This is a genomic window from Afipia felis ATCC 53690, assembly GCF_000314735.2.
GTDB lineage: Bacteria > Pseudomonadota > Alphaproteobacteria > Rhizobiales > Xanthobacteraceae > Afipia > Afipia felis.
Genome location: NZ_KB375270.1, coordinates 3,829,483 through 3,855,344 on the forward strand (window position 1 = coordinate 3,829,483; position 25,862 = coordinate 3,855,344).

Genomic DNA, 25,862 nt, shown 5'->3' on the forward strand with positions numbered 1-25,862 from the left:
GCCATGGCTGACAACAATCGTTTCGAGATTCCCCAGGAAATGCGCTCGATGGCGGAAGCGAGCTTCGACCAGGCCCGCAAGGCGTTCGAGAGCTTTCTCGGACAGGCTCACCAGACCGCCAGCACGCTGACGGGGACAGGCGAGACGGCGCGCGCCAACGCCAAGGACATTACCGCTAAGGCGATTTCGTTCGCGGAGAAGAACGTCCAATCCTCGCTCTCCTACGCCCAGCAGCTTGTGCACGCATCCGACCTGACCGAGATCATGCGGCTGCATTCCGAATACGTGCAGGCGCAAATGAAAGCGCTGGCCGAGCAGGCCTCGGAAATGGGGCAGGCTGTCACCAAGGCGGCAATGGATAACGTAAAGCCACGCTAGTTCAGGCGCTTAGGATGAAATTAACGCATTGCAATAAAAATATTGCAATGCACAATAAGACGTCCTATATTGGTTGGGTCAGAGGCTGGTGGCCGGTCATATGCCGGGCTGCGCGTGGCCTCATTTTTTTCAAAGGCTGAGGACCCGCCAATATGAGCACCCAAGGATTTTTCACCGCCACTCCGTTCCAGATTCCCGAGCAGTTCCGCGCGTTCGCCGAGAACGGCGTCAACCAGGCCCGTGACGGCTATCAGAAGCTCAAGGCTGCCGCCGAGAGCAACAACGAGGCGCTGGAAGCGGTTTACGCTTCGGCTGCCAAGGGTGCGAGCGGCTTCACCGCCAAGCTCGTCGATATCGCGCAGGCCAACGTCACCTCGTCGTTCGATTTTGCCCAGTCGCTGGTCGGCGTCAGCTCCCTGTCGCAGGCGGCCGAATTGATGAGCGCCCATGCGCGCAAGCAGTTCGAAACCCTGACGGTCCAGTCGAAGGAGCTCGCCGAGCTCGGCCAGAAGGTCGCGACCGAGACCGTTGAGCCGTTCAAGGCCAGCGTCACCAAGGCGTTCCAGAACGTCGCCTGAGCGATTTAGAAGATTGATCTGCGGACGGCCGGGCTTGCCCGGCCGTTTTCGCGTTCGGCATGCGGCAGCGGCGGAATTTCTTCTGCCGGCCGGCCTGCAATTTGATAGAATCTCTTGTTACAGAATGGCTTGTCCGGTCTTGCCAAAGCCGGGCGGTGCCCCTAGTTTCCGCGCGTTCGCGCCCCTTGGGCGCAACGAAGGATGCAGTTGTAGCTCAGCTGGTTAGAGCGCCGGATTGTGGATCCGGAGGTCGGTGGTTCGATCCCACCCAACTGTACCATCGTCGGCTTTTACACCGTCTCTCATCCCCCATTCCCGTGTCTGCCTTGCGCGTCTGCTCGCGATGCTTTGAGCTGTTGGTCGGCGCGACGCCGACCCAAACAAAAAGCCCGGCGCAAGGCCGGGCTTTTTTACGAAATCAGTACCTGGCGATAGCCGGGCCACCCCAGTTGAAGTGGTAGTTGATGCCGGCCTTCACCGTGTGAAGGTCGTCGCGGTAGCGGAAGGCTGTCACACCGGGCGCCATTTCCACCGTGGTGTGATCGAAGTTGTAGTACTGGTACTCGATCTTCGCTGACCAGGCGGGAGCGAACATGTATTCGACGCCACCGCCGATGGTATAGCCGGTTTGGTTTCGATCGGCCTCAAGGGTCGGGAAACCGCCAAACCCGGTCAGACCACTGTTGTCACGGAAGGCAACACCGCCCTTGGCGTAGATCAGGCCCGGTCCCCATGTGTAGCCGAGGCGCCCCGTCACCGATGCCAGCCAGTTGGTGCGATCACGAACGCCGACAGATGGGGGAAGGAGAAACGTGCGTTCGCTTTTTGACAGGCCTCCGATGTCGCCTTCGAGGCCGGCCACCCAGTTCGAAGCGAATTGGTAGTTGTAACCGAGCTGACCGCCGCCAAAGAAAGAGCTGTCGCGCGTGCCGCCGCTGAAAGGCACGACGATGTCACTCATGCTGGCAGAGTCGCCGAACGCTCCGCCGACGAAACCGCCGATGTAGAAACCCGTCCAATTGTAGACAGGGGCGGCATAGGCAGGTGCCTTGGTGTAGGTCCGTGCAGGCAGGTCTGCGGCGGTGGCGGCACCGGCGGTGAACAGAATGGCGACAGCGCTCAAAAAGATTTTTTTCATAGTCGATTTCCCCGATCGATCATTTTCAGAAACAGTCGATCGGTTTGTTGCACCGTGCCTGTGGAGAGTCTGTAGCGTGGAAATCACAGCGTTAGGGGAGGGGGTGTGATGGTTAGCAAGTCGTCATTATGGGCATGATCGTTGAAGATGCCGCCGCCGGTTTTGTCGGTCGGCGCTCGTTCACCAAACAAAAAGCCCGGCGCAAGGCCGGGCTTCGTTGTTTGGAGCGCACCTTTGGCGAAAGACGTTTTGTCTGATCCGCCAGATGGTCTGAAGTCAGTACTTTGCTACAACCGGGCCGCCCCAGTTGAAGTGATAGTTGATGCCAGCTTTCACCGTGTGAACGTCGTCGCGGTAGTGGAAGACTGCAACACCAGGGGCGAACTCCGGCGCAACGTTGCCAAAGTTGTAGTACTGGTACTCGATCTTCGCCGACCAGGCCGGGGCGAACATGTATTCGAGGCCGCCGCCGACGGTGTAGCCGGTATCGTCGCGATGGGCCGGGAGTGAGGGGAAACCACCAAAGCCCGTCAGGTCGCTGCTGTCGCGGAACGCAACACCGCCCTTGGCGTAGATCAGGCCCGGACCCCAAGTGTAGCCGAGACGGCCAGTGACCGATGCCAGCCAGTTGGTGCGATCATGCAGGCCGACCCCTGGAGCAATGAGGAATGTGCGTTCGTTCTTCGACAGGCCGCCGATGTCCCCTTCGAGACCGGCCACCCAGTTTGGAGCGAACTGATAATTGTACCCGAGCTGGCCGCCGCCGAAGAAAGAGCTGTCACGGGTGCCGGTGAGGAAAGGGATGAGAGCATCACTAATGCTGGAGCTGTCACCGAACGCGCCGCCGACGAAACCGCCGATGTAGAAGCCGGTCCAGTTATAGACCGGAGCAACGTAAGCAGGAGCCTTGGTGTAGGGCCGGGCGGCGAGGTCAGCAGCACTGGCCGAACCAGCGGCGAGCAGGACGGCGGCTGTGCTTAAAAGGAATTTCTTCATGGTCGTTCTCCCTGACCGATAATTCCAGAAAACAGAAATTTCAGGTCATTTTGTCGCACCGAGCCCGCGCGGAGTCTGTAGCGCCGAAACCACAGCTTTACGCGAAGCGATGCGCGGCACTGGCGTCGGACGCTCCGGGGCTTGGAAAGGCTTTGAGATCACCTTGTTTTGAAGATGCCAGTCGTCAGACTGGCCTGTTATCGCGGCCCGGCGATGATCACAGCGGCCCCCGCCAGACAGATCGCCGCGCCCGTCAGGTCCCATCTATCCGGCTGCAGCCCCTCTGCCAGCCAAAGCCATGCGACCGACGCAAGGATGTAGACCCCGCCATAGGCTGCGAAGGTGCGTCCTGCGGCTTCACTCTCCACGAGTGTCAGCAGGTAGGCGAACAGGATCAGTGCCGCGATTCCGGGAATAACCAGCAGGGCAGACTTGCCGAGACGCAGCCACGCCCAGAATGCGAAGCATCCTGCGATCTCCATGAATGCAGCGCCGAGATAGGCAAGCGCGGTTTTCATCGCCCCTCCAACATGGACCCAACGCGATCTACACCACGCGGCTCATGTCAGCTAGTCATGGGCTTTCGGCGTCTTGGTGATACCCAGCATCTGGAAAGCCGCCGGTTCGATCCATTTCCATGATGCGGCCGTCGTCGTGAGAAATGTCGAAGCAATGAGAAGCGCAATGGCTGTTCGTGTCGGCCATGTCCGATTCTTGACGGCCTGCCGGATTGTCACTGCCCATGCGATGCCCAGCACCAGCATGGCAAGTCTCGTCATCCAGACATGAGCATGGTCGAGAACGGCGGTGACGCCGCCGATATTGGCCATCACCACGGCGGGCAACACCAAGGGAAGAACGCAACACGAGGTGCAGGCCACGGCGGACATTGCCGATGTCGCGGCGGCACCGGCGAGCTTTGAGTCCGGCGCGGATTTCCGAACGCATCCGCATCCCTGAGCCGTATCTGTTGCGGGTGTGCATGCGGTGGTGCAGGTCGAGTTCTGGTCGATAACGCTCATGTGAAGCTCCAGGCGAGTTAGTGAATGCCTCGGCTGTAGCCCCTCAAGTAACTTGAGGTTCAAGCAGGAAATGGACGCGGCCATGCGCATCGGAGAACTCGCCCGGAGGACGGACACGACCGTCGCCACGATTCGCTATTACGAAGAGATCGGCCTGCTGTGCCCTGCAGCGCGGCAAAGCGGCGGCCAGCGGACTTACGGCTTCGAAGATGTCAGCCGGTTGACGTTCGTGCGGCGGTGTCGCGCGTTCGATCTGTCCATCGACGATATCCGGTCATTGCTTGTCACGATGCAGAACGACCGCTCGTCGTGCTCGGACGCCCGCGACCTTGCGCAGGTGCATCTCGAAAGAGTTAGAAATCGGATTTTAGATTTGATCGCGCTGGAAAAGTCGCTCGCGTCGATGGTCCGCGCATGCGATGCGAACTGCGCCGGAGGCTCCGGTCCGGATTGCGTCATCTTCGAGGAGATCGGAGCCGCCGCTAGCCTAGCCGCAAGCCGATCGTCTGCTGCAGGCTAGATCGAACTCCATCCCATCCATCCGGTGTACAGGCCCACCATCAGGATCAAAGCGGCCGATGCATAGGGAGCGTTGTGTGCGAACCGGCTGAAACCGGACCAGCGCTTTTCGATATGCCGGATGCTCAGCGCCGCGATCACGCCTGCCGACACCATGGTCAAAGCGAGGCCGATGCCGAAACACAGCACGAGGACGAAGCCGAGACTCAGCTGCTTGAGCTGAATGCAAAGCAGCAGAACCGTGATGGCCGCCGGGCAGGGGATCAGGCCGCCTGTGAGGCCGAAGAGCACGATTTGCCATGTCGTAACGGTGCGCCCGGAAAATCGCTTCCGGATGTCGGCGGCATGAGCACGCGCATGTGCATCGTCTTCCTCCCCGAGATCCATGTGTGAATGGTCGTGCTCTTCGAAAGCCAGTTCGAATGCGCCGGGATGCTCCGGAAGCGAGAGGCGCACCTGAAAAGCATGTGGCTCGGGAATCTCTTCAACGCTTTCGAGAACGTCACCGCTTCGGACGAAGCTGAACGATTGCCGATTTGCATCCGGCCGCAGAGTCTCCAGCCTCACGTGCCCCGCATCGGGGAGAGTCCCGCGTTCAGCTCCGATACGCCAGCGCGGCGGCACGCCGTCTTCGAACACCTCAAGGGTCAGAACAGACTGGCCTGCTTCGATGAGTTGAGGTTCGTCGTGATGGTGATGGTCGTATTCCGAATGATTATCGCGCCATATCCGCCAGGCCATCCAGATCGCGACACCGACGATGATGATTGCCGAGCCTAGCTGAAAATAGGCCTCGCTTTGTTCGCCACCCCATTCGCGTCCAAAGTACAGTCCGGCGGCGGCGACGATCCAGACGATTGCGGTGTGGGATAGCGCGGCCGAAAGTCCAAGCAGAGCTGCCTGAAACACCGTCCCCCTGATGGCAACGATGAAAGCGGCCATCATGGTCTTCGAGTGGCCAGGCTCGAGCCCATGAAGCGCACCTAACAAGATTGCGCTCGGCACGAACAGCCAGGCGTGAGCCGTACCCTGCTGTAACAGCTGCGCGAAGTCGGTCATCGGGTCACTTCAGGTAGGTTCGAACAACATCGATGAGATCGGCCGCGCCTTTGGCCTTCTCCGGGTCCTTCTCGTGCGCGGGGTCAACGACGTGATGGCGAATGTGGTCTTCGAGCAGTTCCGATGTGAGGCCCGTGACAGCGCCGCGGACCGAGGCCACCAGCATCAGGACATCGGCGCAGCCAATTTCGGCCTCCAGCGCCCGTTCCACAGCCTCAAGCTGGCCCTTGATACGCTTCACGCGGCCCAGAAGTTTGGGCTTGTTCTTGATCGTATGTGACATGAATATAATATAGGGGGGTACCCTATATTGGTCAATGCCAGCCCTGAGCCGCATCGGGCTGCTCGCTCATACAGCACGGTTAAAGCGGATCAGTTCAGGTTTGTGTATTGGCCGTGTCGGCGGGTTTCCGCCGCCGTCACTTGCGAAGCTGCTCCTGCATTATCCGGCTTTGGCTGCCGACATCGTGCTGCTTCCGATGTCGGAGGGCGCTTCGTTATGCGTGAACGTGCGGAAGTCCTCGATGTCCGAGGGACGGCCGATCAGATAGCCCTGAATTTCGTCGCAGTTCTGGTCGCGCAGGAATTTCATCTCGCCGACGGTCTCGACGCCTTCGGCCAGCACCGGCAGACCGAGCCCGCGGCCGAGGCCGAGCACCGTGCGCACGATCGTCGCCGCCTGTTCGTTGTGGTCGACGGACTTGATGAAGGAGCCGTCGATCTTGATCTTGTCGAACGGGAAGGCGCGCAGGTTGGACAGCGACGAATAGCCGGTGCCGAAATCGTCCATCGCGATGTGCACGCCGAGCGCCTTGATCTGACGCAGCGTCAGCAACGCGCGGTTGAGGTCACGCACCAGCGCCGTTTCGGTGATCTCAAGTTCGAGCTGGCCCGGCGGAAGGCCCGTTTCCAGCAGGATGCTGTGGACGAGCTGGGCGAAATGCGGGTCGTAGATTTGCAGCGTCGAGACGTTGACCGCGACGGTCAGCGGCTCCGGCCACGAGGCGGCTTCCCGGCAGGCCGTGCGCAACACCCATTCGCCGATGCCGAGAATGGCGCCGGCCTCTTCCGCGATTGGAATGAAGGTCGCGGGAGAGACATCGCCGCGCGTCGGGTGCTTCCAGCGCAGGAGCGCCTCGAAGCCGGTGACGGTGTTGGTCTTGATGTCGTGCTGGGGCTGATAGACGAGCCGCAGTTCGTGGCGGGCGACCGCGTGGCGCAAATCGTGCTCGATCATCCGCCGCTCGCGGACTTCTTCGCCCATTCTGGCTTCGAAGAAGCGATAGGTATTACGGCCCTCGGTCTTGGCGCGATACAGCGCGGTATCGGCATGGTTGAGCAGCATCTGGCGGTCGCTCGCATCGTCCGGATAAAGTGCGATGCCGACGCTACTGGAAATGCTGTCGGTTTCCGGCGTGTCGCCTTTGACGCGCAATGCGCCGAGCACGCTTTCGGCAAAGCGGCGCGCGGATTGCACGTCGGCGGCGTTCGGGAGCAGAATCGCGAATTCATCGCCGCCGAGGCGCGACATGACCTGTCCGTTCCCCAGTAGCGCGCCGATGCGGATGGCGACGGTTTGCAGCACCTTGTCGCCTGCGGCGTGGCCGAACAGATCGTTGACCTCCTTGAAGCGGTCGAGATCGAGGCACAGGACGGCGAGTTTCTGGTTCTTCGGAAGAACCTCCAGCGCCTGATCGATTGCCGTGTTGAAGGATGTGCGATTGGGCAGCGAGGTCAGGGCATCGTGATGGGCGAGATAGCGGATGTGCTGTTCGTTTTTCTTGCGCGCACGCAGATCGCGCACGGCGATAACGTGATGAGGACGCCCGGCATAGTCGATCGGCCGGAGAATGACTTCGGCAGGAATTCCCGCTCCGCTCTGATCGAGCAGGGTGACTTCCATCGGCTGGTTCGGCGTGGCGAACAGTTTGCTTCGCGTGGCTTCGTCGGGAAGGCAGCGGTCGAGCTTGCTGCCGACCAGCGCCGCTGACGACGATCCTGTCAATTGCGCGAAGCTGTCGTTGACGGTGACGATGGTATCGCCGTCGCACACCAGAAGACCTTCGACGGCGGCGTTGGCGAGGCCACGCATCCGGTCCGTTTCAAGTTCGGCGCGACGCCTGTCGCGTACGTCGAGCGCAACTGCGCCGAGCGCGAGCAGAATGATCGTCAGGCTTGCCGCGCAGACGAGGATGGCGAGCAAGGCCGGAGGCAAAGCGGTGTCGGGGACGTGCATCGCCGGATCGGGCAGGATCGTGACCGCGGCCATGCCGGTGAAGTGATGGCTGCAGATCGCGAGCGTTAGCAACACCGCGCCAGCCGCTTTCCACTTTTCGGAGGAATCGTGAAGTCCAACCGGGAGTGCGATCGCACCGAGCACCGCGCCGAGCACGATGGACCATGCGACCATCGCAAAATCCCAGACGATGATGCCGGCGATTTCGAACGCGGCCATGCCGGTGTAATGCATCGCCGCGATGCCGCCGGCGACGATGGCGCCACCTAAAACAGGGGCGGCGCTCCAGCCGGGAATCATCGCCACGGCAAGGCCGCCGCCGGTCAGCAGGATGGCAGCCGCCAGCGACAGGGCCGTGAGAGCGATGTTGTAGCCGCTTTGAATGCCGGGAGAGAAAGCGAGCATCGCGATGAAATGCGTCGCCCAGATGCCGAAGCCGATGGAAACGGCAGACACCGCGAGCCAGATGTAACGCATCTGGCCATGCACCGTGCGCGCATGATGCAGCAGGCGGAAGGCGGCGAAGGACGACAGCGCGCAGACAATGGCCGCGAGCATGACCAGCCGCAGATCATGGGCGGTCGCGATACAATTATAAATTTTGAGCATGGAAACCGGCTGCGGCTGCGGGAATACGCAATTGCATGCAACCTAGGTAGAGTTACGTAACAAGTTGTAAACTCGGCATCCGTGATGCCACCCGCTCTTCGTTAAGTTTACGAATCCGTTGCCGGGCTATTTCAAAAGCGAGCAATCGCGGCGGAGTAGCCGCTCACCGGTCAGCGCGGCTCACCACGTCCATCAGCTCGGCGATCTTCTGCCGCTGGTCGGCTTTGTCGCCGGAGCGGATCGCATGTTCCACACAGTGAGCCACATGGTCGCGCAGGATTTCTTCCTCGACGCGGCGAAGCGCCGCCCGCGCCGCCGCGATCTGCGTCACGACGTCGATGCAGTAGCGGTCGGCTTCGATCATGGCGCTGAGCCCGCGGACCTGACCTTCGATGCGTTTGAGCCGTTTTTGGCAGGATGACTTGATCTCGTCTCTCATATCGTCCATATACCCCATAGGGGTATAAAGTTCAAGGTGAATGTGATGGCTCATGACGCGGACGGGAAATCAGGCTGCTGCGGCTCTCATGACAAGGCAAAGACGGCAGGCGCTGCTCCCGCGCATGGCGAGGGCGAAAGCTGCTGTCAGGGCGAGAGCGGCGGTCACGAGCACACGCATAGCCATGAGCCCAAGCAAGCGGCGTCCTGTTGTCACGCGACACAAGACGGAGCTGCAGCCGCGAACGCCGATGTTGCCATCGATCCGGTCTGCGGCATGAAGGTCGATCCGCGCGCGCCGAAGGGCGGACGTTTCTCTTACAAGGGCACGGACTACGTCTTCTGCAGTTCGCGCTGCCACGATCGCTTCAAGGCGGACCCCGAGAAATACCTCGCACCGAAAACCGAGCCCGAAGAGGTCATCCCCGGCGCCGTTTACACCTGTCCGATGCATCCCGAGGTGCGCCAGATCGGTCCCGGCACCTGCCCGAAATGCGGCATGGCGTTGGAGCCGGAAACCATTTCGCTCGACGACAAGCCCGATCCTGAACTGATCGACATGCGCCGCCGCTTCTGGATCGCGCTGGTGCTCACGATCCCGGTGTTCGTGATCGAGATGGGCGGACACATGTTTGGCCAGCATCTGGTTTCGCCGACGGTGTCGAACTGGCTGTCGCTCGCGCTCGCGACGGTGGTGGTGCTGTGGGCGGGCGCGCCGTTCTTCGTGCGCGGCTGGCAATCGGTCGTGACGTGGAATCTCAACATGTTCACGCTGATCGCGATGGGCACCGGCATCGCCTATCTCTACAGCGTCGCCGCGGTGCTCGCGCCGCAGGCTTTCCCGGACGCGTTCCGCGACATGCACGGCGCGGTCGCGGTGTATTTCGAATCCGCGATGGTGATCGTGACGCTGGTGCTGCTCGGGCAGGTAATGGAGTTGCGCGCGCGCGAGAAGACATCGGGCGCGATCCGCGCGCTGCTGTCGCTCGCGCCGAAAACCGCGCGCCGCGTCAAGGATGGCGTCGAGGAAGATATCGCGCTCGATGATGTCGCGGTCGGCGATTTGTTGCGTGTGCGGCCCGGCGAAACCGTGCCGGTCGACGGCACGGTGAAAGAGGGACGTTCCTCCGTCGATGAATCGATGGTGACCGGCGAATCGATGCCCGTCACCAAGAGTGCGGGCGCGCCGGTGATCGGCGGCACGCTCAACCAGAGCGGCGGGCTTGTCATGGTCGCCGACAAGGTTGGCCGCGACACCGTGCTGTCGCGGATCGTCGATCTCGTCGCCAAGGCGCAGCGCTCGCGCGCGCCGGTGCAGCGGCTGGCGGATTACGTCGCAGGCTGGTTCGTGCCGACCGTGGTGACGGCGGCGATCCTCGCCTTTGCCGCGTGGGCGATGTTCGGCCCCGAGCCGCGTTATTCCTATGCGCTGGTTGCCGCCGTGACGGTGCTCATCATCGCCTGTCCGTGCGCGCTCGGTCTTGCCACGCCGATGTCGATCATGGTCGGCATCGGGCGCGGCGCACGTTCCGGCATTCTGGTGCGCGACGCCGACGCGCTGGAGCGGATGGAGAAGATCGACACCTTCGTGATCGACAAGACCGGCACGCTGACGCAAGGCAAGCCCGATGTCGTCGGCATCGCCGCGTCGGACAAATTCAGCGAGAATGAATTGCTGCGTCTTGCCGCCAGCGTGGAGCGCGCGAGCGAGCATCCCCTGGCGGCGGCCATCGTGAAAGCGGCGCAGGAGCGCAGCCTGCAACTCGCGGACGTGAGCGGCTTCGATTCGCCCGCGGGCAAGGGCGCGATCGGGCGGGTGGACGGCAAGATCGTCGCGCTCGGCAACGCCACATTAATGGCGGAGCTCAAGATCGATATTGCTGCGTGGGAGGCAATTGCCAAGGCGCGGCAAAGCGAGGGCGCGACCGCGATCTACATCGTGGTCGACGGCGTCGCGCAGGGTGTCATCGCCATCGCTGATCCGGTGAAGCCGAGCGCGCAGGCTGCGCTCGACAAACTGCGCGCTGTGGGGCTGAAGATCGTCATGCTTACCGGCGACAATGCCGCGACAGCGCGTGCGGTGGCAGCGCGGCTCGGCATCACGGATGTCGAGGCTGATGTATTGCCCGAGCACAAGAGCGATGCCGTGCTGCGTCTGCAGAAGCAGGGCCGTCGTGTCGCGATGGTGGGTGATGGCGTCAACGATGCACCGGCGCTCGCGGCCGCCGATGTCGGTGTCGCCATGGGAGGTGGAACCGATGCGGCCATTGAGAGCGCCGGCATCACGCTGTTGCGCGGCGATCTGATGGGCCTCGTGCAGGCGAGGGAATTGTCGGTCGCGACGATGCGCAACATCCGCCAGAATCTGGCTTTCGCATTCCTCTACAATGCGGGCGGCGTGCCGATCGCGGCGGGCGTGCTGTATCCGGCATTTGGCCTGTTGCTGTCGCCTGCGGTCGGTGCCGCGGCGATGGCGCTGTCGTCGGTCAGCGTGATCGGCAATGCCTTGCGGCTGTCGCGGCTGCGGTTGTCGTCATGACGATTTCACAATGTGAACATTTGAAATCGAGATACGAAAAAAGCCGGGCGTGAGCCCGGCTTATTAGTCGACAGCCTTGAGAGGCCGATACGATCTTCTTTCCGGTCACCTAACGGCTGCCCGGAAAGATGCCGATGCAGGGGTCCACAGGAGGAGGGGACAGGATGTGAACCGATGCATCGGATGCAAAGAGTATCGTATCGAGCACCGATGTATCGCAACAGCGGGTTTGGAATGTCAGTCATGCGCAAGAAGCGTGCGACATCCTGTCGAGGCATTTTGCGTGCAAGTTATGACGGCCAGCGCTGCGCTTTGCTGACGATGAAATCGCGGAACACCTGGACGCGCGCCACCGACTTCAATTCTTCGGGATAGACAAAATAAGCATCGAGTTGAATCGAATCGTCCTCACCGAATAATTGCAGCAGGCGATTGGTTTCATCGATCAGGTAATCGGGCAACGCGGCGATGCCGATGCCCTGCTGGCAGGCACGGACGAGGCCCAGCACGTTGTTGACCTTGAAAAACGGTTCGCGTGGTCCTGCGCCGTTGCGCCCGGCCTCGATCAGCCAGTTCCTGTTCTGCAGGTGCGGCGGCACATTCTGCGCGTTGAGGACGATCAGCCGGTGATTATCGAGGTCCTCCAGCGTACGCGGCGTGCCGAATTTCTTGGCGTAATCCGGCGAGCAATAGGCGTGGAAGCCGATTGAAAAAAGTTTCCGCTGAATCAGGTCCGGCTGGGTCGGCTTGCGGGTACGCAACGCGACGTCGGCCTCGCGCATGGAAAGGTCGAGTTCCTCATCCGTCAGCGTCAGTGCCAGCCGGATTTCCGGATAGAGCGAAGTGAATTCGGTCAGCCGCGGAATCAGCCAGTTGATGCCGAGACCCGGCGAGGTCGTGACCTTGAGTTCCCCACTTGGCCGTTCGCGGCTGTCGGTCAGCTTGGCGCGTGCCGCCTGAAGCTGCATGAAGACATCATGCGCGGTGCGGAACAGCAGGTCGCCCTGTTCGGTGAGGATCAGGCCGCGGGCATGGCGGTGAAACAGCGATACCGACAGTTCCTGCTCCAGCGCGGAAACCTGGCGCGACACCGCAGACTGCGACAGCCCAAGCTGTTCGCCGGCATGCGTGAAGCTGCCAGCCTCGGCGGCAGCGTGAAACACCTTCAGCTTGTCCCAGTCCATATCCGTCAGTCCGTCGTGAGATCGGGCCATGATTACTCCGCAGCGGCGCGTTCGCTCGCACGGGCTGCAAGGAAGCGTTCGGTTTCGAGCGCGGCCATGCAGCCCATGCCGGCAGCCGTCACGGCCTGCCGGTAATGTTCGTCGGCGACGTCTCCGGCGGCGAACACGCCGGGCACGGAAGTCGCGGTGGAATGCGGGGCGATCTCGATATAGCCCGATGATTTCAGCTTGAGCTGGCCCTGCACCAGTTCGGTCGCGGGCGCGTGGCCGATGGCGATGAAGACGCCGTCGGCGGCCTGCTCGGTGACCGTGCCGGTCTTGAGATTGCGCAGGCGCACGCGGGTGACCTTGGATGGATTCTGCTCACCCGCGATTTCCGCGATCTCGCTGTCCCACACCACCTTGATCTTGGGATGTTTGAACAGGCGATCCTGCAGGATGCGCTCGGCGCGCAGGCTGTCGCGGCGGTGGACCAGCGTCACCGAGGAGGCGAAGTTCGTCAGGAACAGCGCTTCCTCGACCGCGGTGTTGCCGCCGCCGACCACGATCACTTCCTTGTTGCGATAGAAGAAGCCGTCGCAGGTCGCGCAGGCCGAAACGCCGAAGCCCTTGAAGGCTTCCTCGGAGGGAATGCCGAGCCAGCGCGCCTGCGCGCCGGTCGCAAGAATCACCGCTTCCGCGAGATAGACATCGCCCGAATCGCAGGTGATGCGGAACGGGGATTGTGTGAGTTCGAGCTTGTTGACGTGATCGGTGACGATCTTGGCGCCGACATGGGCAGCCTGCTTTTCCATCTCCGTCATCAGCCAGGGACCCTGGATCGCCTCGGCGAAGCCCGGATAGTTCTCCACGTCGGTGGTGATGGTGAGCTGGCCACCCGGCTGGATGCCCTGGATCAGCACCGGCTCGAGCATCGCACGCGCAGCATAAATTGCTGCGGTGTAACCGGCCGGGCCGGACCCGATGATGACGACTTTGGCGTGGATAGGACCGGCCATGGGATGACCCTTCGATTTGACCTTTAAGGACGACGCGCCTTTCAGCGAACCGGTGGCAAATCGGTGAAAATCAGAGAGAAATTGCCACCACCGCGGCGCTAGCAGTCTGGTCGGGACAATGTAGGCTTTCCTGCGAGCTATGCAAGATTTGCAACCCCCGGTCTGCAATTTTCCCCAAGCCAACAGGGGTTAAGAGGCGCGCAATAAAATTGCGCAACGGCAGGGACCTCGCTAAAAGCTGGAATAATTGCTGCGCCGCCAACAGAGCCCCGGGGAGCCCGTGACCAAACAACTCGACGCCATCGACCTCAAGATCCTGCACGAGCTTCAGGAGGATGGCCGCATCACCAATGTGGAACTGGCCAAGCGTGTTGGAATCTCGCCGCCGCCCTGCCTGCGGCGTGTCCGGGCGCTGGAGGACGAAGGCTACATCAACGGCTATCGCGGGCTGCTCGATCCCAAGGCGCTCGGCTTCGACGTCACGGTGTTCGCCGCCGTGCATCTGTCGAGCCAGGCGGATGCCGATCTGCGCGCCTTCGAGGCATTCGTGAATGCCCAGCCGATCGTGCGCGAATGCTGGATGCTGTCGGGCGAGACCGACTTCATCCTGAAATGCGTTGCCTCCGACATGGCAAGCTTCCAGGAGTTCGTGACGCATCTGACCGCCGCGCCGCATGTGCAGAACGTGCGCACCTCGCTGGTGCTGCACAATTCGAAATACGCGCCTGCGGTGCCGCTGGAATTGAAAGTCTGAACGGGCGCATGACCGCATTGCGCGAATGCGGCTTCTGGCGGCCTGCTGTTTTGCGATAGAGACTGCGCATCGCTTCCTCAGAGCGCCGCGCCTTTCGATTGCGGCGCAGGCGCCAATCCCGGCGCGGATCACCGGGGATCATCGTGACGTTTGTCGATTTTTTGCTGCTCGCCGCAGGAGGCTTCCTCGCGGGCGTCGTCAACTCTGTCGCCGGTGGCGGCACCTTCCTGTCTTTCGCGTCGATGGTCGCCTGCGGCCTGACCGCGCTCGAGGCCAATGCCACCAGCGCGGTCGCGATCACGCCGTCCAATCTCGCGACCGTTGCGGCGTATCGCAATGAAGTGAAATCGCACTGGCGCGAATTCATTCCGTTCGCGGTCATAGGCATGATCGGCGGCGGGATCGGCGCATGGCTTCTGATCTGGCTCGGCAATGCCGGCTTCCGGCCGCTGGTGCCGTGGCTGCTTTTATTCGCGACGCTGCTGTTCGCCTTCAGCGGACCGATCCGGGCGCTTGTCGAACCGTGGTCACAGCGCGCGGAGAGCGGTGTGCGCCTTGCCGCCTACGGCTTGATGGTGGCGGTGTCGATCTATGGCGGCTTCTTCGGCGCGGGGATCGGCTTCGTCATCCTCGCGGCGCTGCTTATTCTCGAAGGCGGCGACTATCACAAGGCCAATGCGATCCGCATCACCATCGCCTTTTTGATTCAGGCGGTGGCGGCGGTGCTCCTGATCTTCGGCGGGCTGGTGTATTGGCCGCATGCGATCGTGACGATGCTCGCGGCGTCGGTTGGCGGCTATTACGGCGTCGGCTGGGCGAAGGCGTTGCCGGATAAGATTGTCCGCGCCGTGGTCGTGACCATCGGCGCGGCGCTGACGATTGTGTTCTTCGTGAACCCGTAAGCCGGATTACTTCCTGCCGCGCATGGCATCGACGCTCCACGGGCCGGGACCGGCCGCGAAGATGTACAGGAACACGAAGCAATAGAGCACCGCGAGTTCGCCGCCGTTCAGGATCGGGAAGAAGCTTTTTGAGGCGTGGACCATGAAGTAGGCCACCGCCGTGAAGCCGCAGAGAATGAACGCGGTGGGCCGCGTGAACAGCCCGACCACCATCAGTGCGCCGCCGATCAGTTCGATCAAACCACCGATGCCCATCAGCGATCCGATCTGGACATTGGCCATTTGGGGCACGGGTGGAAAATGCAGGATCTTCGCCATTCCGTGCTGGAGAATCTCAAGTCCGGCCATGAAGCGCAACACGCTGAGAACTTGCGGCCGCCAGGGTGCGAGTGTGTTTTCGAGGCTCATGGAGATATCCCTTTTGAAGAATCTGCAATGTATCGGATGCGTACCGGGCGCGAACATGCACCGTGCGGAGTACATACGATGTCGCGCACTGAGACAATGCGGCGATGACGACATCAAGCGATTTTGCTTCGTCTGACGTGCTCGATCGATTCTAGGGCGTTGTCTTGCCGTTTTCGGCAGGCGCGGTTTGCAGGCACTGGAGCGGGCCTGGCTGGCAGGCGGGGCCGATATTGGAGCAGGCCGGCTTGTCCTTGATGTCGGTGCGCGTGCAACTGACGCAACTGTCACTCCACCGCAGGCATTGCGGCGGTCCGGTATGAACGGAGGTTTCTTTCGGCTCGGACGATTGCGGCTGCGCAGGCCGATCCGGCGGCAGCGGCAGGAGTTCATCCGCCTGCACGTGGCCTGCCGCCAGCACGGCGGCCAACACCAGCATCGCTACACGAAAACGCTGCATGTCGCCTCATCGGGGACCTGCGAAAATGGCCGGACAAGCATCCGGCCATTCGTCAGATCAATCTGCCGTCGCGCGAAACTACTTCCAGTCTACCTTGGTGACCTCGTAGGCCCTGGCGCCGCCGGGGGCGACGACCTCGACGGAGGTGCCCTTGGTCTTGCCGATCAGCGCGCGCGCGAGCGGCGAGGTGATCGAGATGCGGCCCTTCTTGGCGTCGGCCTCGGTCTCGCCGACGATCTGGTAGACGACCTTCTTCTCGGTGTCCTCGTCGATCAGCGTCACGGTCGCGCCGAACTTGATGGTGTCGCCCGACAGTTTCGAAACGTCGATGATGTCGGCGCGCGCGAGCTTGTCCTCGAGTTCGTGGATGCGGCCCTCGTTATGCGACTGCGCTTCCTTCGCCGCGTGATACTCGGCGTTCTCGGACAGGTCGCCATGCGAGCGCGCTTCCGCAATCGCCTCGATGATGCGGGGACGCTCCACAGCCTGGCGCTGCTTCAGTTCTTCTTCGAGAGCCACATGTCCGGCGGCGGTGATCGGAAGCTTCTCAACCATGTCGTCTATTCCTCGATTTCATGTCCGGCCGAAACCGGACCTGAAAAACTGTCTGTCAGGCCATTGGCGGCCAAACCGAAAAGAACATGCACGGGGCAGGCTGGTTCCCGCACAGTTCTGGCAATCCGCCCGGAGGCGGCGTCAAACCTCAAAGATCGGAAAAATAACCCTGCAACGTGCGGACCTCGAAGTCTCCGCCCAGATAGGCGCGGATGCCCTGCGTGGCCGCCACGGCACCCGAAAGTGTGGTGTAGTAGGGCACTTTATGCAAGAGGGCAGCGCGACGCAGAGAGCGGCTGTCCGCCAGCGCTTGCGGGCCTTCCGTGGTATTGAACACGAGTTGCACCTCGCCATTGGTAATGGCGTCCACGATGTGGGGACGGCCTTCCAGCACCTTGTTGATCTTGTCGGCGGGGACGCCGTGATCGGCAAGATAGCGCTGGGTGCCGGAGGTTGCGATCACCTTGAAACCGAGTTCGGCCAGGATGCGCGCGGGCTCCAGGATGCGTTCCTTGTCGCTTTCGCGTACCGAGATGAACACGGTGCCGGTGCGAGGCACGCGGGTGCCGCCACCGAGCTGGCTCTTGGCAAACGCGATCGGGAATGAGCGGTCGATGCCCATCACCTCGCCGGTCGATTTCATCTCCGGGCCGAGCACGGTGTCGACGCCGGGGAAGCGCGCGAACGGGAAGACCGATTCCTTGACGCCGACATGGCCGAGCTTGCGCGGCTTCAGCTTGAAGCTGGCGAGCTTCTCGCCCGCCATCACGCGCGCGGCAATTTTCGCGACCGGCAGACCGACCACCTTGGCGACGAACGGTACCGTGCGCGAGGCGCGCGGGTTGACTTCGAGCACGTAGATCTCGCCGTCCTTGATGGCGTATTGCACGTTCATCAGGCCGACGACGTCGAGACCGAGCGCAAGCTCGCGGGTCTGGCGTTCGAGTTCAGCGATAGTGGCTGCGTCGAGCGAATGCGGCGGCAGCGAGCAGGCCGAGTCACCCGAATGGATGCCCGCTTCCTCGATGTGCTCCATGATGCCGACGACGAAGGTGTCGGTACCATCGCAGAGGCAGTCGACGTCGACCTCGGTGGCGTCCGACAGATAGCGGTCGAACAGCAGCGGGTTCTTGCCGAGCACGGTGTTGATCTGGCCGGTCTTGTCGTTTGGATAGCGCGCCTTGACGTCGGCGGGCACAAGCTCAGGCAATGTGTCGAGCAGATAGTCGCCGAGTTGGCTCTCTTCGCGAATGATCTGCATCGCGCGGCCGCCGAGCACGTAGGACGGGCGCACCACGAGCGGCAGGCCGAGTTCGGCCGCGACGAGCCGCGCCTGCTCGACCGAATAGGCGATGCCGTTCTTCGGCTGCTTCAGCCGCAGCTTGTCGAGCACGCGCTTGAAGCGGTCGCGGTCTTCGGCAAGGTCGATCGCATCTGGCGAGGTACCGAGGATCGGTACGTCGGCGCCCTCGAGAGCGTGCGCGAGCTTCAGCGGAGTCTGGCCGCCGAACTGCACGATGACGCCATGCAGCTTGCCGTTGGAGCGTTCGGTGTCGATGATTTCGAGCACGTCTTCCGCGGTCAGCGGCTCGAAATAAAGGCGGTCCGCGGTGTCGTAGTCGGTCGAGACCGTTTCCGGGTTGCAGTTGACCATGATGGTCTCGAAGCCCGCGTCATGCAGCGCGAAGCAGGCGTGGCAGCAGCAATAGTCGAACTCGATGCCCTGACCAATTCTGTTTGGTCCGCCGCCGAGGATGACGACCTTGGTCTTGTCCGAGGGCGCGCTTTCGTCCGCGACCTTGCCCGCGAACGGCGCCTCGTAGGTCGAATACATGTAGGCGGTAGGCGATGCGAATTCGGCCGCGCAGGTGTCGATGCGCTTGAACGCCGGGCGCACGTCGAGCGCGCGCCGCGCCGCTTTCACTTCGGCTTCCGTCTTGTTGGCGAGTACCGCGAGACGGGCGTCGGAGAAGCCCATCGCCTTGAGCGAACGCATCGCGAAGGCGTTGCCCGGCAGGCCGTGCTCGCGCACCTTCTGCTCGGTCTCGACGATGCCGCGCATCTGAGCGAGGAACCACGGATCGATCTTGCAGGAGTTGAAGATCTCCTCGTCCGACCAGCCGAGACGCATCGCCTGTGCCACTTGCAGGATGCGGTTCGGCGTCGGCGTGCCGAGCGCTGCGCGGATCGCATTCTTGTCGTCGCTCTGGCCGAGGCCTTCGATCTCGATCTCGTCGAGGCCGGTGAGGCCGGTTTCCAGACCGCGTAGCGCCTTCTGCAGGGATTCCTGGAAGGTGCGGCCGATCGCCATGACTTCGCCGACCGACTTCATCGAAGTGGTTAGCGTCGTGGACGCGCCGGGGAATTTCTCGAATGCGAAGCGCGGAATCTTGGTGATGACATAGTCGATGGTCGGCTCGAACGACGCCGGCGTCGCACCCCCGGTGATGTCGTTGGCGATTTCATCGAGCGTGTAGCCGACCGCGAGCTTCGCCGCGACCTTCGCGATCGGGAAGCCGGTGGCCTTCGATGCCAGCGCGGACGAGCGCGACACGCGCGGATTCATTTCGATCACGACCATGCGGCCGTCGGCGGGGTTGACGCCGAACTGCACGTTGGAGCCGCCGGTCTCGACGCCGATCTCGCGCAGCACCGCCAGCGAGGCGTCGCGCATGATCTGGTATTCCTTGTCGGTCAGCGTCAGCGCCGGCGCGACGGTGATGGAGTCGCCGGTGTGCACGCCCATCGGATCGAGGTTCTCGATCGAGCAGACGATGATGCAGTTGTCCTTCTTATCGCGGACAACCTCCATCTCGTATTCTTTCCAGCCGAGCACCGACTCTTCGATCAGCACTTCGTTGGTCGGCGAGGCATCGAGGCCGCGCTCGATGATGTCGAGAAACTCTTCACGCGTGTAGGCGATGCCGCCGCCGGTGCCGCCCATCGTGAAGGACGGGCGGATGATCGCGGGCAGGCCGATTTCGGACAGCGCCATCAGCGCTTCCGCCATCGCCTGCTGCTGGTAGCGCTTGCGGCGGTCGTTTTCGCCGAGCGACCACTGCCGCTCGTAATCCGCGAGCGCGGTGCCTGCGAGCTTGGCGCGTTCGGCGAGATAGGCGTCGCGGTCAGCTTTTTTCATCGCGGAGGCGTTGGCGAGCCGCGACTTCGGCGTCTCGAGGCCGATCTTGGTCATCGCCTCGCGGAAAAGCTGGCGGTCTTCCGCCTTGTCGATGGCATCGGCGGTCGCGCCGATCATCTCGACATCGAATTTCTCTAGCGTGCCCTGCTTGCGCAGGCTGAGCGCGCAGTTCAGCGCGGTCTGGCCGCCCATGGTCGGCAGCAGCGCGAAGCCGCCGGGCTTCACGTTGCGTTCCTTCTCGATGATCTTGGCGACGATTTCGGGCGTGATCGGCTCGATATAGGTCGCGTCGGCCAGATCCGGGTCCGTCATGATGGTCGCCGGATTGGAGTTTACCAGCACCACCCGGTAACCTTCCTCCTTCAACGCCTTCACGGCCTGGGTGCCGGAATAGTCGAATTCGCAGGCCTGACCGATCACGATGGGGCCGGCGCCGATGATGAGGATCGTCGAGATATCTGTACGTTTGGGCATTAAGTCTCGCAGGCAGGAAGGCCAGCCGGAATTTCGGCATAAAAAAAGGGCGCGCAGCCGCGCGTCCCTTGAGCCAAGAGCGCGATTTTCGCGCGCGGGGTGTCTTTAGACCAGAATCCGGTGTGGTGGAAGGGTTTAAACGCCTCCATCAACCGGCAATTTCCGGCCCGGAGGGTGGAAAAAGTCCTTTTGCGGCCGCCTGTTATCGCTGGCTTTGGCGAACCGGGGAGGGTGGGAAACAAATCGGCCGGGGAAACGTAGAGTGTGGCGTTCGGATTTCCCCGTTTCGGTCCCGGAGACCTTGCCTATGGCTGCCCCCACACAGACTGCGTGCGATCTGGTGACGGAACAAAGCCCGCACACATTTGAGATTACCCTGGACCGTCTTGAAATCGCGGTGAGAGATAACGGTCTTAAGGTATTTACCCGTATCGACCATGCGGCTGCGGCGGCCGGCGTGGGCCTCAAGATGCCGCCGGCGACGGTTCTGATCGTCGGCAGCCCGCAAGGCGGAACGCCGCTGTTTCTGCAGCACCCTACGCTGGCGATAGACCTGCCGCTGAAAATGCTGGTCTGGCAGGATCAGGCCGGGCAGGTTTACCTCAGCTACAATGATGCGGCCTACATGTCGGCGATTTTTGCGCGCCACGGCTTCGATGCGCAAGGCGAAAAGCTTCGGGCCGCGGCGAAGGGATTAGAAGGCAAGCTCGCCGCGGCAACGGCAGCGGCGATCAAATAATTCCGAAGATCGCGGAGAGGGAAGCTGGAGGCCCGGCCTGGATTCGAACCAGGATAAAAAGCTTTGCACAGCTCTCGCGTAAGACGTTTCCGCCACCGGGCCGTACGTAGTCTAATCGCGACACAATGACCCTGTCATAGCCAGATGTGCGTCAGGGTTAATCCCGGGGTCGGGGTCTGGTTAACTCGTGAGGCGACAGATTTCCTGACCGGGTTTAGCGGGGCCGGGCCACGAAGGTCTTGCGTGCGGGATTGGTCCCGACATTGCGCGGCGCCAGCGTCGCGGCAAAGTCCGCATCCGCGAGTTTGCGGAGCATGTCGTCCGTGCGGTAGCTGTACAGGCCGATCTTGTGCCGGAGCGAGCGGTAATTTGATAGCGCCATGCGGGTGATGCCGGTGACTGCGTCGATCAAAAATCCGTTTTTTGCCGCGAATTTCAGCAGTGCCGCAGCGTCGGTGGCAGCGCCGACGTCTGGATCGAGAATGTCGCCAAGCACGAAGCGGCCGTCCGGTTTCAGGAGGCGGCGAAACCGCACGAAAGCGGCGTCGAGATCTTCCGGCGTCATGTACTGGGCGACCGAAATCATCACGATGAGATCGAGCGAGGCATCAGGCAGGGCTGTCAGGTCGTCGGGCGATAGTGCCTCGATATTGGGCACGGCAGCAAACCGGTCTGCCAGGCGCGCCCGCACACTCGGCGCGGGTTCGGCAAGGATGAGACGACTGCATTTCGCTGCGACACGATTGGCGGACATGGCCTCGCCGCAGGAATAGTCGAGCACCGTGGCTTCGGGCGAGGCGATGTAGCCGATGATGTCATCGGCGATGAGATTGAAATGAGCCTGCCGGTGGGCGTCGCTCACATAAATCGAAGGTGCGGAATCATAGAAATCAATCCAGGCCATGAACTTCCGGTAATGGTTTCGGACAGGGGTTCCGGCGCCGGAACAGGCACCTATGTCGTGAGTTGGTGGTCGTCGAGCCGGATTTCCCCGGCGGCGCAACTCACTCCTATTAGCAGGAAGGTCCGTCGTGAGCAAAAACAAGAACTCCGTAGCGTCCGAACTGGATACGCCAACCGATCTGCCACAGGCGGCAGTCGACAAGATTTCAGTGGCGGTGAATACGCTGCTGGCCGATGCTTTCGCGCTCTATCTGAAGACGAAGAATTTCCATTGGCACATCAGTGGGCGGCATTTCCGCGATTATCATCTGCTGCTCGACGAGCAATCGGATCAGATTTTCGCGACCACAGACCAGTTGGCTGAACGCGTTCGCAAGCTTGGCGGCACCACGCTGCGCTCGATCGGGCAGATCGCCAAGCTGCAGACGATCAAGGACAACAACGAGGCTTATGTGCCGCCGCGCGAGATGCTGCGCGAACTCATGAACGACAACAAGCATATGGCGAAGGCGATGCGCGATGCGCACGAGATCGCCGACAAGGGCGGTGACGTTGCGACCGCAAGCATTCTCGAGAATTTCATCGATGAAACCGAGCGGCGAACCTGGTTCCTGTTCGAGGCGACTCGTCAGGAAGGCGGCAACGAGGCGTGAGCGGCTTCGCTGTCCCGATGAATCCGGGAGCGTCCCCAGCGATGGGGACGCTTTTGTTTTGCGGGGCAGGCTCGCTTTACGCGGCTTCCTGTTGCTGGTTGGCGCGCCGCGAGAACCACAGGATGCACACGAGCATGAATGCAGCGAGCAATGCGGACGCATAGAAGCGGCTGAAGGCCAGCCCGCCATCCGCGACGGGTTTGTCGAGGAAATCGCCGACGGTCGCACCCAACGGCCGGGTCAGGATGAATGCGCTCCAGAATAGCAATGTGCGCGACACGTTCGTCAGGAAATAGGCGGCCACGATGACCAGCAGTCCCGCCGTGAAGACGAGCGCGCCGCCTTCATAGCCAAGGCCGGTGGCGGCCATCCAGTCGCCGAGCGCGGTCCCGAGGGTCTGTGAGAACAGGATCGTGATCCAGTAGAACATCTCGACTTTGGGTGAGGTGATGGTGCTGACCGATACCGAGCCGGCGGTGCGGTACCAGATCGCAAGAGACGCAAGCAGGAGGGCGAACAGGATCGTCGCGCCGCCGGCATAGCCGATGCCCAGCGAGCGATCCGCGAAGTCCGCCATCGTCGTGCCGGCGGTCGTGGTCGCGACGATCACGGCCCAGTAGAGAAGCGCGTGAAAACGTTTCGCGGACATCTGCAGGAGAACCGCGGCCACGAAAAGCCCGATAAAGATGAGGCTGCTGACGGCATAGCCGAGGTTCATGGACATCGATACGGCGTCTCCGGCCGTCTCACCCAACGTCGTCGCGGCGATCTTGATGATCCAGAACGCCAGCGTGACCGCAGGCACTTTGCTGGCGTGATCGTCCGCGATCTTGTTCATGAATGTCTCCGTTCAGGGGTGACCGGTGCTGCCCGGAGGAGAGGTCACAGATAAAAAATGTTGGTTGTGAGACGGGGCCGTTTCACAACGCGGTGATGTGTTCGACGATGACGCTTCCTATTCGCCGAAAGGTGAATTCGGCGCGGCCGCGTCCAGTGTGGCGGGAGACGGCAAACCGCCTTTGCCTTGGACGCAGCCTTCCGCTAAGGCATGGCGCGATAGGATCAGCCTGCGGGTTCTTGCATGAGTTCGACGGTGTCACGCGCCGATGTTGTTCGCCCGATCGCCGTTCTCGTCGATCGTGAGGGCCTCGGCGACACGCTTCTGAAGTTGCCGTTCCTGCGCGCGATCTCGCGCGCCTATCCGGACCGGCCGGTCTGGTGGATCGCGACCCACACCACCTCGATGGCGCGGGAGATGAAGCCGTTTGTCGGCGACATGATTTCGCATGTCGTCGAGAATGCCAACATCACGACCCCGATGGGCACGGTGATCCGGCAATTGCGAACATTCCCGCCGTTCGATCTCGTGTTCGACATGCGCACGCGACTCATCACGGTGGCGCTCGCGCGCACGGTCCTGAAGCATCGCGGCTTCTATTGCTGCCTGCCGGGCTATGCGCTCTCCGACAAGCGTCCGCCCGGCCGCTGGTCGCGACCGGAAGGAATCGCCGCGCGGGCGCTGTCGATGGCGGAGGCCGCCTTGCAGCGCGAACCGGAATGGCAGGGTCGTTTTCAACTCAGCGAACGCATTCGTGCACGCGCCGCGCAGACGCTGCCGGACGGCCCGAAATATATCGGCATCGCCATTGGTAGCCGCGAGGTGCGCAAGAACTGGCCGCTGGCGAATTACGTCGCGCTGGCCGAGCGACTCGCCGCGCAGGGTCTGACGCCGGTGTTCTTCACCGGCCCGCAGGAGCGCGCCATTGCGGATGAGTTGGGGACCGCGATTCCGTCGGCGCTGTTTCCGCAAGCCGATGCGGACGATGCCGACGCGGCTTCGCTGGAATATGCCATTGCGCTCGGCGAACGCGTGAATGTTGCGGTGGCCAATGACAGCGGCATGGGACATCTGCTCGGCGCGCTCGGCGCACCGCTCGTCAGCCTGTTCGGGCCGACGAACCCTGCGCGCTGGGCGCCGCTGACAAAGCGCGGCGTCGTGATTCGCGCGCAGGACCATGGTGGCGAGACGATGGAGGCGATTCCCGTCGATGCGGTGGTCGCTGCCGTCGAATGTTTATTGCGTGAGGTTTGAAGGCGGCGGCAGCGCGAGCACGGAGCGGTAGATCGGCTCGATGTCGGCGAGCAGCACGCTCTCCAGACGGCCCGCATGCTCTGACCAGTCGATGCCCTGCTGATAACGCAACGCTGCCTCATGCTGGCTGCGCCAGAGAGCGTCGTCGGTCAGAAGCCGCACGGCGTCGGCGCCGAATTTGGCGTCGTCGTCATGGACGAAGCCCGTCAGCCCGTCGATCACGCGCTCGGGCATCACCGTGATGTTGGAGACGATGGCGGGCAGGCCGAGCGCCTGCGCCTCGGCGACGGCGAGACAGAACGCTTCCGCCTTATGGCCGGGGTAAAGCATCACGCGTGCGCTGCGCATCGCGGCAATCAGCGTCTCGCGGCTCTGCGGCGTGTGCACGTGCACCGAGGCTTTCACCTCCGCCGGCATTCCGGGCGGCAACGTCGTGCCTTCCCAGAGTTTCCATGCGTCGTCACCGTCCTTGAGCGCGTTGATGCCGTAGACATCGAGCACGGCGTTCGGCACGCGCGGCAGAATGTATTTCGCCCAGATTTCGACGACGCGCCGCAGATTGCGGGTCGGATGCGAGGCGAAAATCGCGCGCGGCGGGGGCGGGGCCGCAAGCGGGGCATGGCCGCGAATGTCCTCGGGCAGGCCGTGCGGCAGCACGAACATCGGATTGTGTTGCGGCAGCACCGGCGAATACTTCTTCGCCTGATGCAGGCTGATGAGAATCGGCACCGGACGGTGCAGCCACAGACGCCAGAACTTCTTGTAGTGCTTGAGCTGGTTCACCGGCCACAGCACCCAGAGCGCATTGCGGCGCGGCTTGCGCACGAAGCCCAGCAATTCCGGCTGATGGCAGGCGATATAGAGATCGCAGGTGTCGGGCCGTTCGCCGTCGAGCGGCCGCCACATCACGCCGCGATCCATCACTGGCGTGTCGCAGTTCGAATACACCGTGACCTGATGGCCGCGCTTTGCGAGTTCGCGCGCGCACTGGATGACGCTGGACTCGGTGCCGCCGAGCGGGCGGCTTTCGAGATCGCGGCCGTCGTAGCGCAGCGTCTTGTCGGCGAAGACGATGGTGGCCATCGGCTCCGC

The 25,862-nt window shown here is 62.3% G+C and carries 27 protein-coding genes and 2 tRNA genes; 11 read left to right on the forward strand and 18 right to left on the reverse strand.

The genetic code is table 11. The features are described 5' to 3' along the window. Positions 1-3: 3 nt before the first annotated feature. From HMPREF9697_RS18270 to HMPREF9697_RS18280, 3 genes are all read left to right on the forward strand, one after another. Complete coding sequence (locus tag HMPREF9697_RS18270) at positions 4-378, forward strand: phasin family protein (protein WP_002718735.1); 375 nt, start codon at positions 4-6, stop codon at positions 376-378. Positions 379-530: 152 nt separating this feature from the next. Beyond that, a complete protein-coding gene (locus HMPREF9697_RS18275; RefSeq protein ID WP_002718736.1) occupies positions 531-956 on the forward strand; it encodes a phasin in 426 nt (141 codons plus the stop codon). Between the two features lie 203 nt (positions 957-1,159). Beyond that, a tRNA-His gene (locus HMPREF9697_RS18280) sits at positions 1,160-1,236 on the forward strand. A gap of 138 nt (positions 1,237-1,374) precedes the next feature. On the opposite strand, the gene HMPREF9697_RS18285 is transcribed toward HMPREF9697_RS18280, so the two are convergent. Further along, positions 1,375-2,094 (reverse strand): outer membrane protein, encoded by a 720-nt coding sequence (locus HMPREF9697_RS18285; protein WP_002718737.1) that lies wholly within the window; start codon positions 2,092-2,094, stop codon positions 1,375-1,377. Between the two features lie 128 nt (positions 2,095-2,222). Here HMPREF9697_RS18285 and HMPREF9697_RS21675 point away from each other — a divergent pair, with 128 nt between their 5' ends. Then, complete coding sequence (locus HMPREF9697_RS21675) at positions 2,223-2,351, forward strand: hypothetical protein (RefSeq protein WP_283804946.1); 129 nt, start codon at positions 2,223-2,225, stop codon at positions 2,349-2,351. A 19-nt stretch (positions 2,352-2,370) separates the two neighbouring features. Here HMPREF9697_RS21675 and HMPREF9697_RS18290 read toward each other — a convergent pair whose 3' ends face one another. The 3 genes from HMPREF9697_RS18290 to HMPREF9697_RS21105 all read right to left on the reverse strand — a co-directional run bounded on the left by HMPREF9697_RS18290 (position 2,371) and on the right by HMPREF9697_RS21105 (position 4,112). Next, the gene (locus tag HMPREF9697_RS18290; RefSeq protein WP_002718738.1) at positions 2,371-3,090 is read right to left on the reverse strand and encodes an outer membrane protein; all 720 of its coding nucleotides are present in this window, start codon (positions 3,088-3,090) and stop codon (positions 2,371-2,373) included. Positions 3,091-3,287: 197 nt separating this feature from the next. Continuing rightward, the gene (locus HMPREF9697_RS18295; protein ID WP_002718739.1) at positions 3,288-3,608 is read right to left on the reverse strand and encodes a YnfA family protein; all 321 of its coding nucleotides are present in this window, start codon (positions 3,606-3,608) and stop codon (positions 3,288-3,290) included. A gap of 51 nt (positions 3,609-3,659) precedes the next feature. Continuing rightward, positions 3,660-4,112: a hypothetical protein gene (locus HMPREF9697_RS21105; protein WP_002718740.1), complete on the reverse strand. Its 453-nt coding sequence runs from the start codon at positions 4,110-4,112 to the stop codon at positions 3,660-3,662. An 82-nt stretch (positions 4,113-4,194) separates the two neighbouring features. Here HMPREF9697_RS21105 and HMPREF9697_RS18305 point away from each other — a divergent pair, with 82 nt between their 5' ends. Further along, positions 4,195-4,632 carry a MerR family transcriptional regulator gene (locus HMPREF9697_RS18305; protein WP_002718741.1) on the forward strand — a complete coding sequence of 146 codons (438 nt, stop codon included), beginning with the start codon at positions 4,195-4,197 and terminating at the stop codon, positions 4,630-4,632. On the opposite strand, the gene HMPREF9697_RS18310 is transcribed toward HMPREF9697_RS18305, so the two are convergent. From HMPREF9697_RS18310 to HMPREF9697_RS18325, 4 genes are all read right to left on the reverse strand, one after another. Beyond that, a complete protein-coding gene (locus HMPREF9697_RS18310; RefSeq protein ID WP_002718742.1) occupies positions 4,629-5,690 on the reverse strand; it encodes a nickel/cobalt efflux transporter in 1,062 nt (353 codons plus the stop codon). The genes HMPREF9697_RS18305 and HMPREF9697_RS18310 overlap by 4 nt on opposite strands. Before the next feature lie 4 nt (positions 5,691-5,694). Further along, the gene (locus HMPREF9697_RS18315) at positions 5,695-5,973 is read right to left on the reverse strand and encodes a metal/formaldehyde-sensitive transcriptional repressor (protein ID WP_040308028.1); all 279 of its coding nucleotides are present in this window, start codon (positions 5,971-5,973) and stop codon (positions 5,695-5,697) included. Between the two features lie 159 nt (positions 5,974-6,132). After that, positions 6,133-8,535, reverse strand: a complete 2,403-nt coding sequence (locus HMPREF9697_RS18320) for a bifunctional diguanylate cyclase/phosphodiesterase (protein WP_002718744.1) — start codon at positions 8,533-8,535, stop codon at positions 6,133-6,135. A gap of 163 nt (positions 8,536-8,698) precedes the next feature. Continuing rightward, complete coding sequence (locus HMPREF9697_RS18325) at positions 8,699-8,974, reverse strand: metal-sensitive transcriptional regulator (RefSeq protein ID WP_040308359.1); 276 nt, start codon at positions 8,972-8,974, stop codon at positions 8,699-8,701. A gap of 45 nt (positions 8,975-9,019) precedes the next feature. Here HMPREF9697_RS18325 and HMPREF9697_RS18330 point away from each other — a divergent pair, with 45 nt between their 5' ends. Continuing rightward, positions 9,020-11,512, forward strand: coding sequence for a heavy metal translocating P-type ATPase (locus HMPREF9697_RS18330; RefSeq protein WP_002718746.1), 2,493 nt, complete (start codon positions 9,020-9,022; stop codon positions 11,510-11,512). A 290-nt stretch (positions 11,513-11,802) separates the two neighbouring features. Here the strand turns inward: HMPREF9697_RS18330 and HMPREF9697_RS18335 are convergent, their stop codons facing one another. Beyond that, positions 11,803-12,726 (reverse strand): LysR family transcriptional regulator, encoded by a 924-nt coding sequence (locus tag HMPREF9697_RS18335; RefSeq protein ID WP_002718747.1) that lies wholly within the window; start codon positions 12,724-12,726, stop codon positions 11,803-11,805. 2 nt (positions 12,727-12,728) lie between these two features. Continuing rightward, positions 12,729-13,694: a thioredoxin-disulfide reductase gene (gene trxB / locus HMPREF9697_RS18340; protein WP_002718748.1), complete on the reverse strand. Its 966-nt coding sequence runs from the start codon at positions 13,692-13,694 to the stop codon at positions 12,729-12,731. A 280-nt stretch (positions 13,695-13,974) separates the two neighbouring features. Here trxB and HMPREF9697_RS18345 point away from each other — a divergent pair, with 280 nt between their 5' ends. Then, complete coding sequence (locus tag HMPREF9697_RS18345) at positions 13,975-14,448, forward strand: Lrp/AsnC family transcriptional regulator (protein ID WP_002718749.1); 474 nt, start codon at positions 13,975-13,977, stop codon at positions 14,446-14,448. A 143-nt stretch (positions 14,449-14,591) separates the two neighbouring features. Further along, positions 14,592-15,350, forward strand: coding sequence for a sulfite exporter TauE/SafE family protein (locus HMPREF9697_RS18350; RefSeq protein ID WP_002718750.1), 759 nt, complete (start codon positions 14,592-14,594; stop codon positions 15,348-15,350). A 6-nt stretch (positions 15,351-15,356) separates the two neighbouring features. Here the strand turns inward: HMPREF9697_RS18350 and HMPREF9697_RS18355 are convergent, their stop codons facing one another. The 4 genes from HMPREF9697_RS18355 to carB form a co-directional block, all read right to left on the reverse strand. Further along, a complete protein-coding gene (locus tag HMPREF9697_RS18355) occupies positions 15,357-15,758 on the reverse strand; it encodes a DoxX family protein (RefSeq protein WP_002718751.1) in 402 nt (133 codons plus the stop codon). A gap of 151 nt (positions 15,759-15,909) precedes the next feature. After that, entirely contained in the window at positions 15,910-16,215 is a 306-nt protein-coding gene (locus tag HMPREF9697_RS18360) for a hypothetical protein (protein WP_002718752.1), read from the reverse strand. 78 nt (positions 16,216-16,293) lie between these two features. Further along, positions 16,294-16,770, reverse strand: a complete 477-nt coding sequence (gene greA / locus HMPREF9697_RS18365; RefSeq protein ID WP_002718753.1) for a transcription elongation factor GreA — start codon at positions 16,768-16,770, stop codon at positions 16,294-16,296. A 148-nt stretch (positions 16,771-16,918) separates the two neighbouring features. Next, a complete protein-coding gene (gene carB / locus HMPREF9697_RS18370) occupies positions 16,919-20,383 on the reverse strand; it encodes a carbamoyl-phosphate synthase large subunit (RefSeq protein ID WP_002718754.1) in 3,465 nt (1,154 codons plus the stop codon). Positions 20,384-20,645: 262 nt separating this feature from the next. Here carB and HMPREF9697_RS18375 point away from each other — a divergent pair, with 262 nt between their 5' ends. Continuing rightward, the gene (locus HMPREF9697_RS18375; RefSeq protein WP_244597816.1) at positions 20,646-21,122 is read left to right on the forward strand and encodes a DUF302 domain-containing protein; all 477 of its coding nucleotides are present in this window, start codon (positions 20,646-20,648) and stop codon (positions 21,120-21,122) included. Between the two features lie 25 nt (positions 21,123-21,147). Here HMPREF9697_RS18375 and HMPREF9697_RS18380 read toward each other — a convergent pair. Together HMPREF9697_RS18380 and HMPREF9697_RS18385 are read right to left on the reverse strand one after the other, a co-directional pair. Beyond that, positions 21,148-21,224 (reverse strand) — tRNA-OTHER (locus HMPREF9697_RS18380). A gap of 112 nt (positions 21,225-21,336) precedes the next feature. Then, complete coding sequence (locus tag HMPREF9697_RS18385; RefSeq protein WP_002718756.1) at positions 21,337-22,026, reverse strand: class I SAM-dependent methyltransferase; 690 nt, start codon at positions 22,024-22,026, stop codon at positions 21,337-21,339. A 127-nt stretch (positions 22,027-22,153) separates the two neighbouring features. Here HMPREF9697_RS18385 and HMPREF9697_RS18390 point away from each other — a divergent pair, with 127 nt between their 5' ends. Further along, positions 22,154-22,678 carry a Dps family protein gene (locus HMPREF9697_RS18390; RefSeq protein ID WP_002718757.1) on the forward strand — a complete coding sequence of 175 codons (525 nt, stop codon included), beginning with the start codon at positions 22,154-22,156 and terminating at the stop codon, positions 22,676-22,678. A 76-nt stretch (positions 22,679-22,754) separates the two neighbouring features. Here HMPREF9697_RS18390 and HMPREF9697_RS18395 read toward each other — a convergent pair whose 3' ends face one another. Continuing rightward, positions 22,755-23,516 carry a COG4705 family protein gene (locus HMPREF9697_RS18395; RefSeq protein ID WP_002718758.1) on the reverse strand — a complete coding sequence of 254 codons (762 nt, stop codon included), beginning with the start codon at positions 23,514-23,516 and terminating at the stop codon, positions 22,755-22,757. A 243-nt stretch (positions 23,517-23,759) separates the two neighbouring features. Between HMPREF9697_RS18395 and HMPREF9697_RS18400 the strand changes: the two genes are divergently transcribed. Further along, complete coding sequence (locus HMPREF9697_RS18400; protein ID WP_002718759.1) at positions 23,760-24,770, forward strand: glycosyltransferase family 9 protein; 1,011 nt, start codon at positions 23,760-23,762, stop codon at positions 24,768-24,770. On the opposite strand, the gene HMPREF9697_RS18405 is transcribed toward HMPREF9697_RS18400, so the two are convergent. Continuing rightward, on the reverse strand, positions 24,753-25,853 hold the full coding sequence (locus tag HMPREF9697_RS18405) for a glycosyltransferase family 4 protein (RefSeq protein WP_002718760.1): 1,101 nt from the start codon (positions 25,851-25,853) through the stop codon (positions 24,753-24,755). The genes HMPREF9697_RS18400 and HMPREF9697_RS18405 overlap by 18 nt on opposite strands. Positions 25,854-25,862: the final 9 nt, after the last annotated feature.

Bases quoted from the DNA above. Each gene is read 5' to 3' on its own strand.
- HMPREF9697_RS18270 (WP_002718735.1), top strand. From the start codon at position 4: ATGGCTGACAACAATCGTTTCGAGATTCCCCAGGAAATGCGCTCGATG.
- HMPREF9697_RS18275 (WP_002718736.1), top strand. From the start codon at position 531: ATGAGCACCCAAGGATTTTTCACCGCCACTCCGTTCCAGATTCCCGAG.
- HMPREF9697_RS18285 (WP_002718737.1), bottom strand. From the start codon at position 2,094: ATGAAAAAAATCTTTTTGAGCGCTGTCGCCATTCTGTTCACCGCCGGT.
- HMPREF9697_RS21675 (WP_283804946.1), top strand. From the start codon at position 2,223: ATGGGCATGATCGTTGAAGATGCCGCCGCCGGTTTTGTCGGTCGGCGC.
- HMPREF9697_RS18290 (WP_002718738.1), bottom strand. From the start codon at position 3,090: ATGAAGAAATTCCTTTTAAGCACAGCCGCCGTCCTGCTCGCCGCTGGT.
- HMPREF9697_RS18295 (WP_002718739.1), bottom strand. From the start codon at position 3,608: ATGAAAACCGCGCTTGCCTATCTCGGCGCTGCATTCATGGAGATCGCA.
- HMPREF9697_RS21105 (WP_002718740.1), bottom strand. From the start codon at position 4,112: ATGAGCGTTATCGACCAGAACTCGACCTGCACCACCGCATGCACACCC.
- HMPREF9697_RS18305 (WP_002718741.1), top strand. From the start codon at position 4,195: ATGCGCATCGGAGAACTCGCCCGGAGGACGGACACGACCGTCGCCACG.
- HMPREF9697_RS18310 (WP_002718742.1), bottom strand. From the start codon at position 5,690: ATGACCGACTTCGCGCAGCTGTTACAGCAGGGTACGGCTCACGCCTGG.
- HMPREF9697_RS18315 (WP_040308028.1), bottom strand. From the start codon at position 5,973: ATGTCACATACGATCAAGAACAAGCCCAAACTTCTGGGCCGCGTGAAG.
- HMPREF9697_RS18320 (WP_002718744.1), bottom strand. From the start codon at position 8,535: ATGCTCAAAATTTATAATTGTATCGCGACCGCCCATGATCTGCGGCTG.
- HMPREF9697_RS18325 (WP_040308359.1), bottom strand. From the start codon at position 8,974: ATGAGAGACGAGATCAAGTCATCCTGCCAAAAACGGCTCAAACGCATC.
- HMPREF9697_RS18330 (WP_002718746.1), top strand. From the start codon at position 9,020: ATGGCTCATGACGCGGACGGGAAATCAGGCTGCTGCGGCTCTCATGAC.
- HMPREF9697_RS18335 (WP_002718747.1), bottom strand. From the start codon at position 12,726: ATGGCCCGATCTCACGACGGACTGACGGATATGGACTGGGACAAGCTG.
- trxB (WP_002718748.1), bottom strand. From the start codon at position 13,694: ATGGCCGGTCCTATCCACGCCAAAGTCGTCATCATCGGGTCCGGCCCG.
- HMPREF9697_RS18355 (WP_002718751.1), bottom strand. From the start codon at position 15,758: ATGAGCCTCGAAAACACACTCGCACCCTGGCGGCCGCAAGTTCTCAGC.
- HMPREF9697_RS18360 (WP_002718752.1), bottom strand. From the start codon at position 16,215: ATGCAGCGTTTTCGTGTAGCGATGCTGGTGTTGGCCGCCGTGCTGGCG.
- greA (WP_002718753.1), bottom strand. From the start codon at position 16,770: ATGGTTGAGAAGCTTCCGATCACCGCCGCCGGACATGTGGCTCTCGAA.
- carB (WP_002718754.1), bottom strand. From the start codon at position 20,383: ATGCCCAAACGTACAGATATCTCGACGATCCTCATCATCGGCGCCGGC.
- HMPREF9697_RS18385 (WP_002718756.1), bottom strand. From the start codon at position 22,026: ATGGCCTGGATTGATTTCTATGATTCCGCACCTTCGATTTATGTGAGC.
- HMPREF9697_RS18395 (WP_002718758.1), bottom strand. From the start codon at position 23,516: ATGAACAAGATCGCGGACGATCACGCCAGCAAAGTGCCTGCGGTCACG.
- HMPREF9697_RS18400 (WP_002718759.1), top strand. From the start codon at position 23,760: ATGAGTTCGACGGTGTCACGCGCCGATGTTGTTCGCCCGATCGCCGTT.
- HMPREF9697_RS18405 (WP_002718760.1), bottom strand. From the start codon at position 25,853: ATGGCCACCATCGTCTTCGCCGACAAGACGCTGCGCTACGACGGCCGC.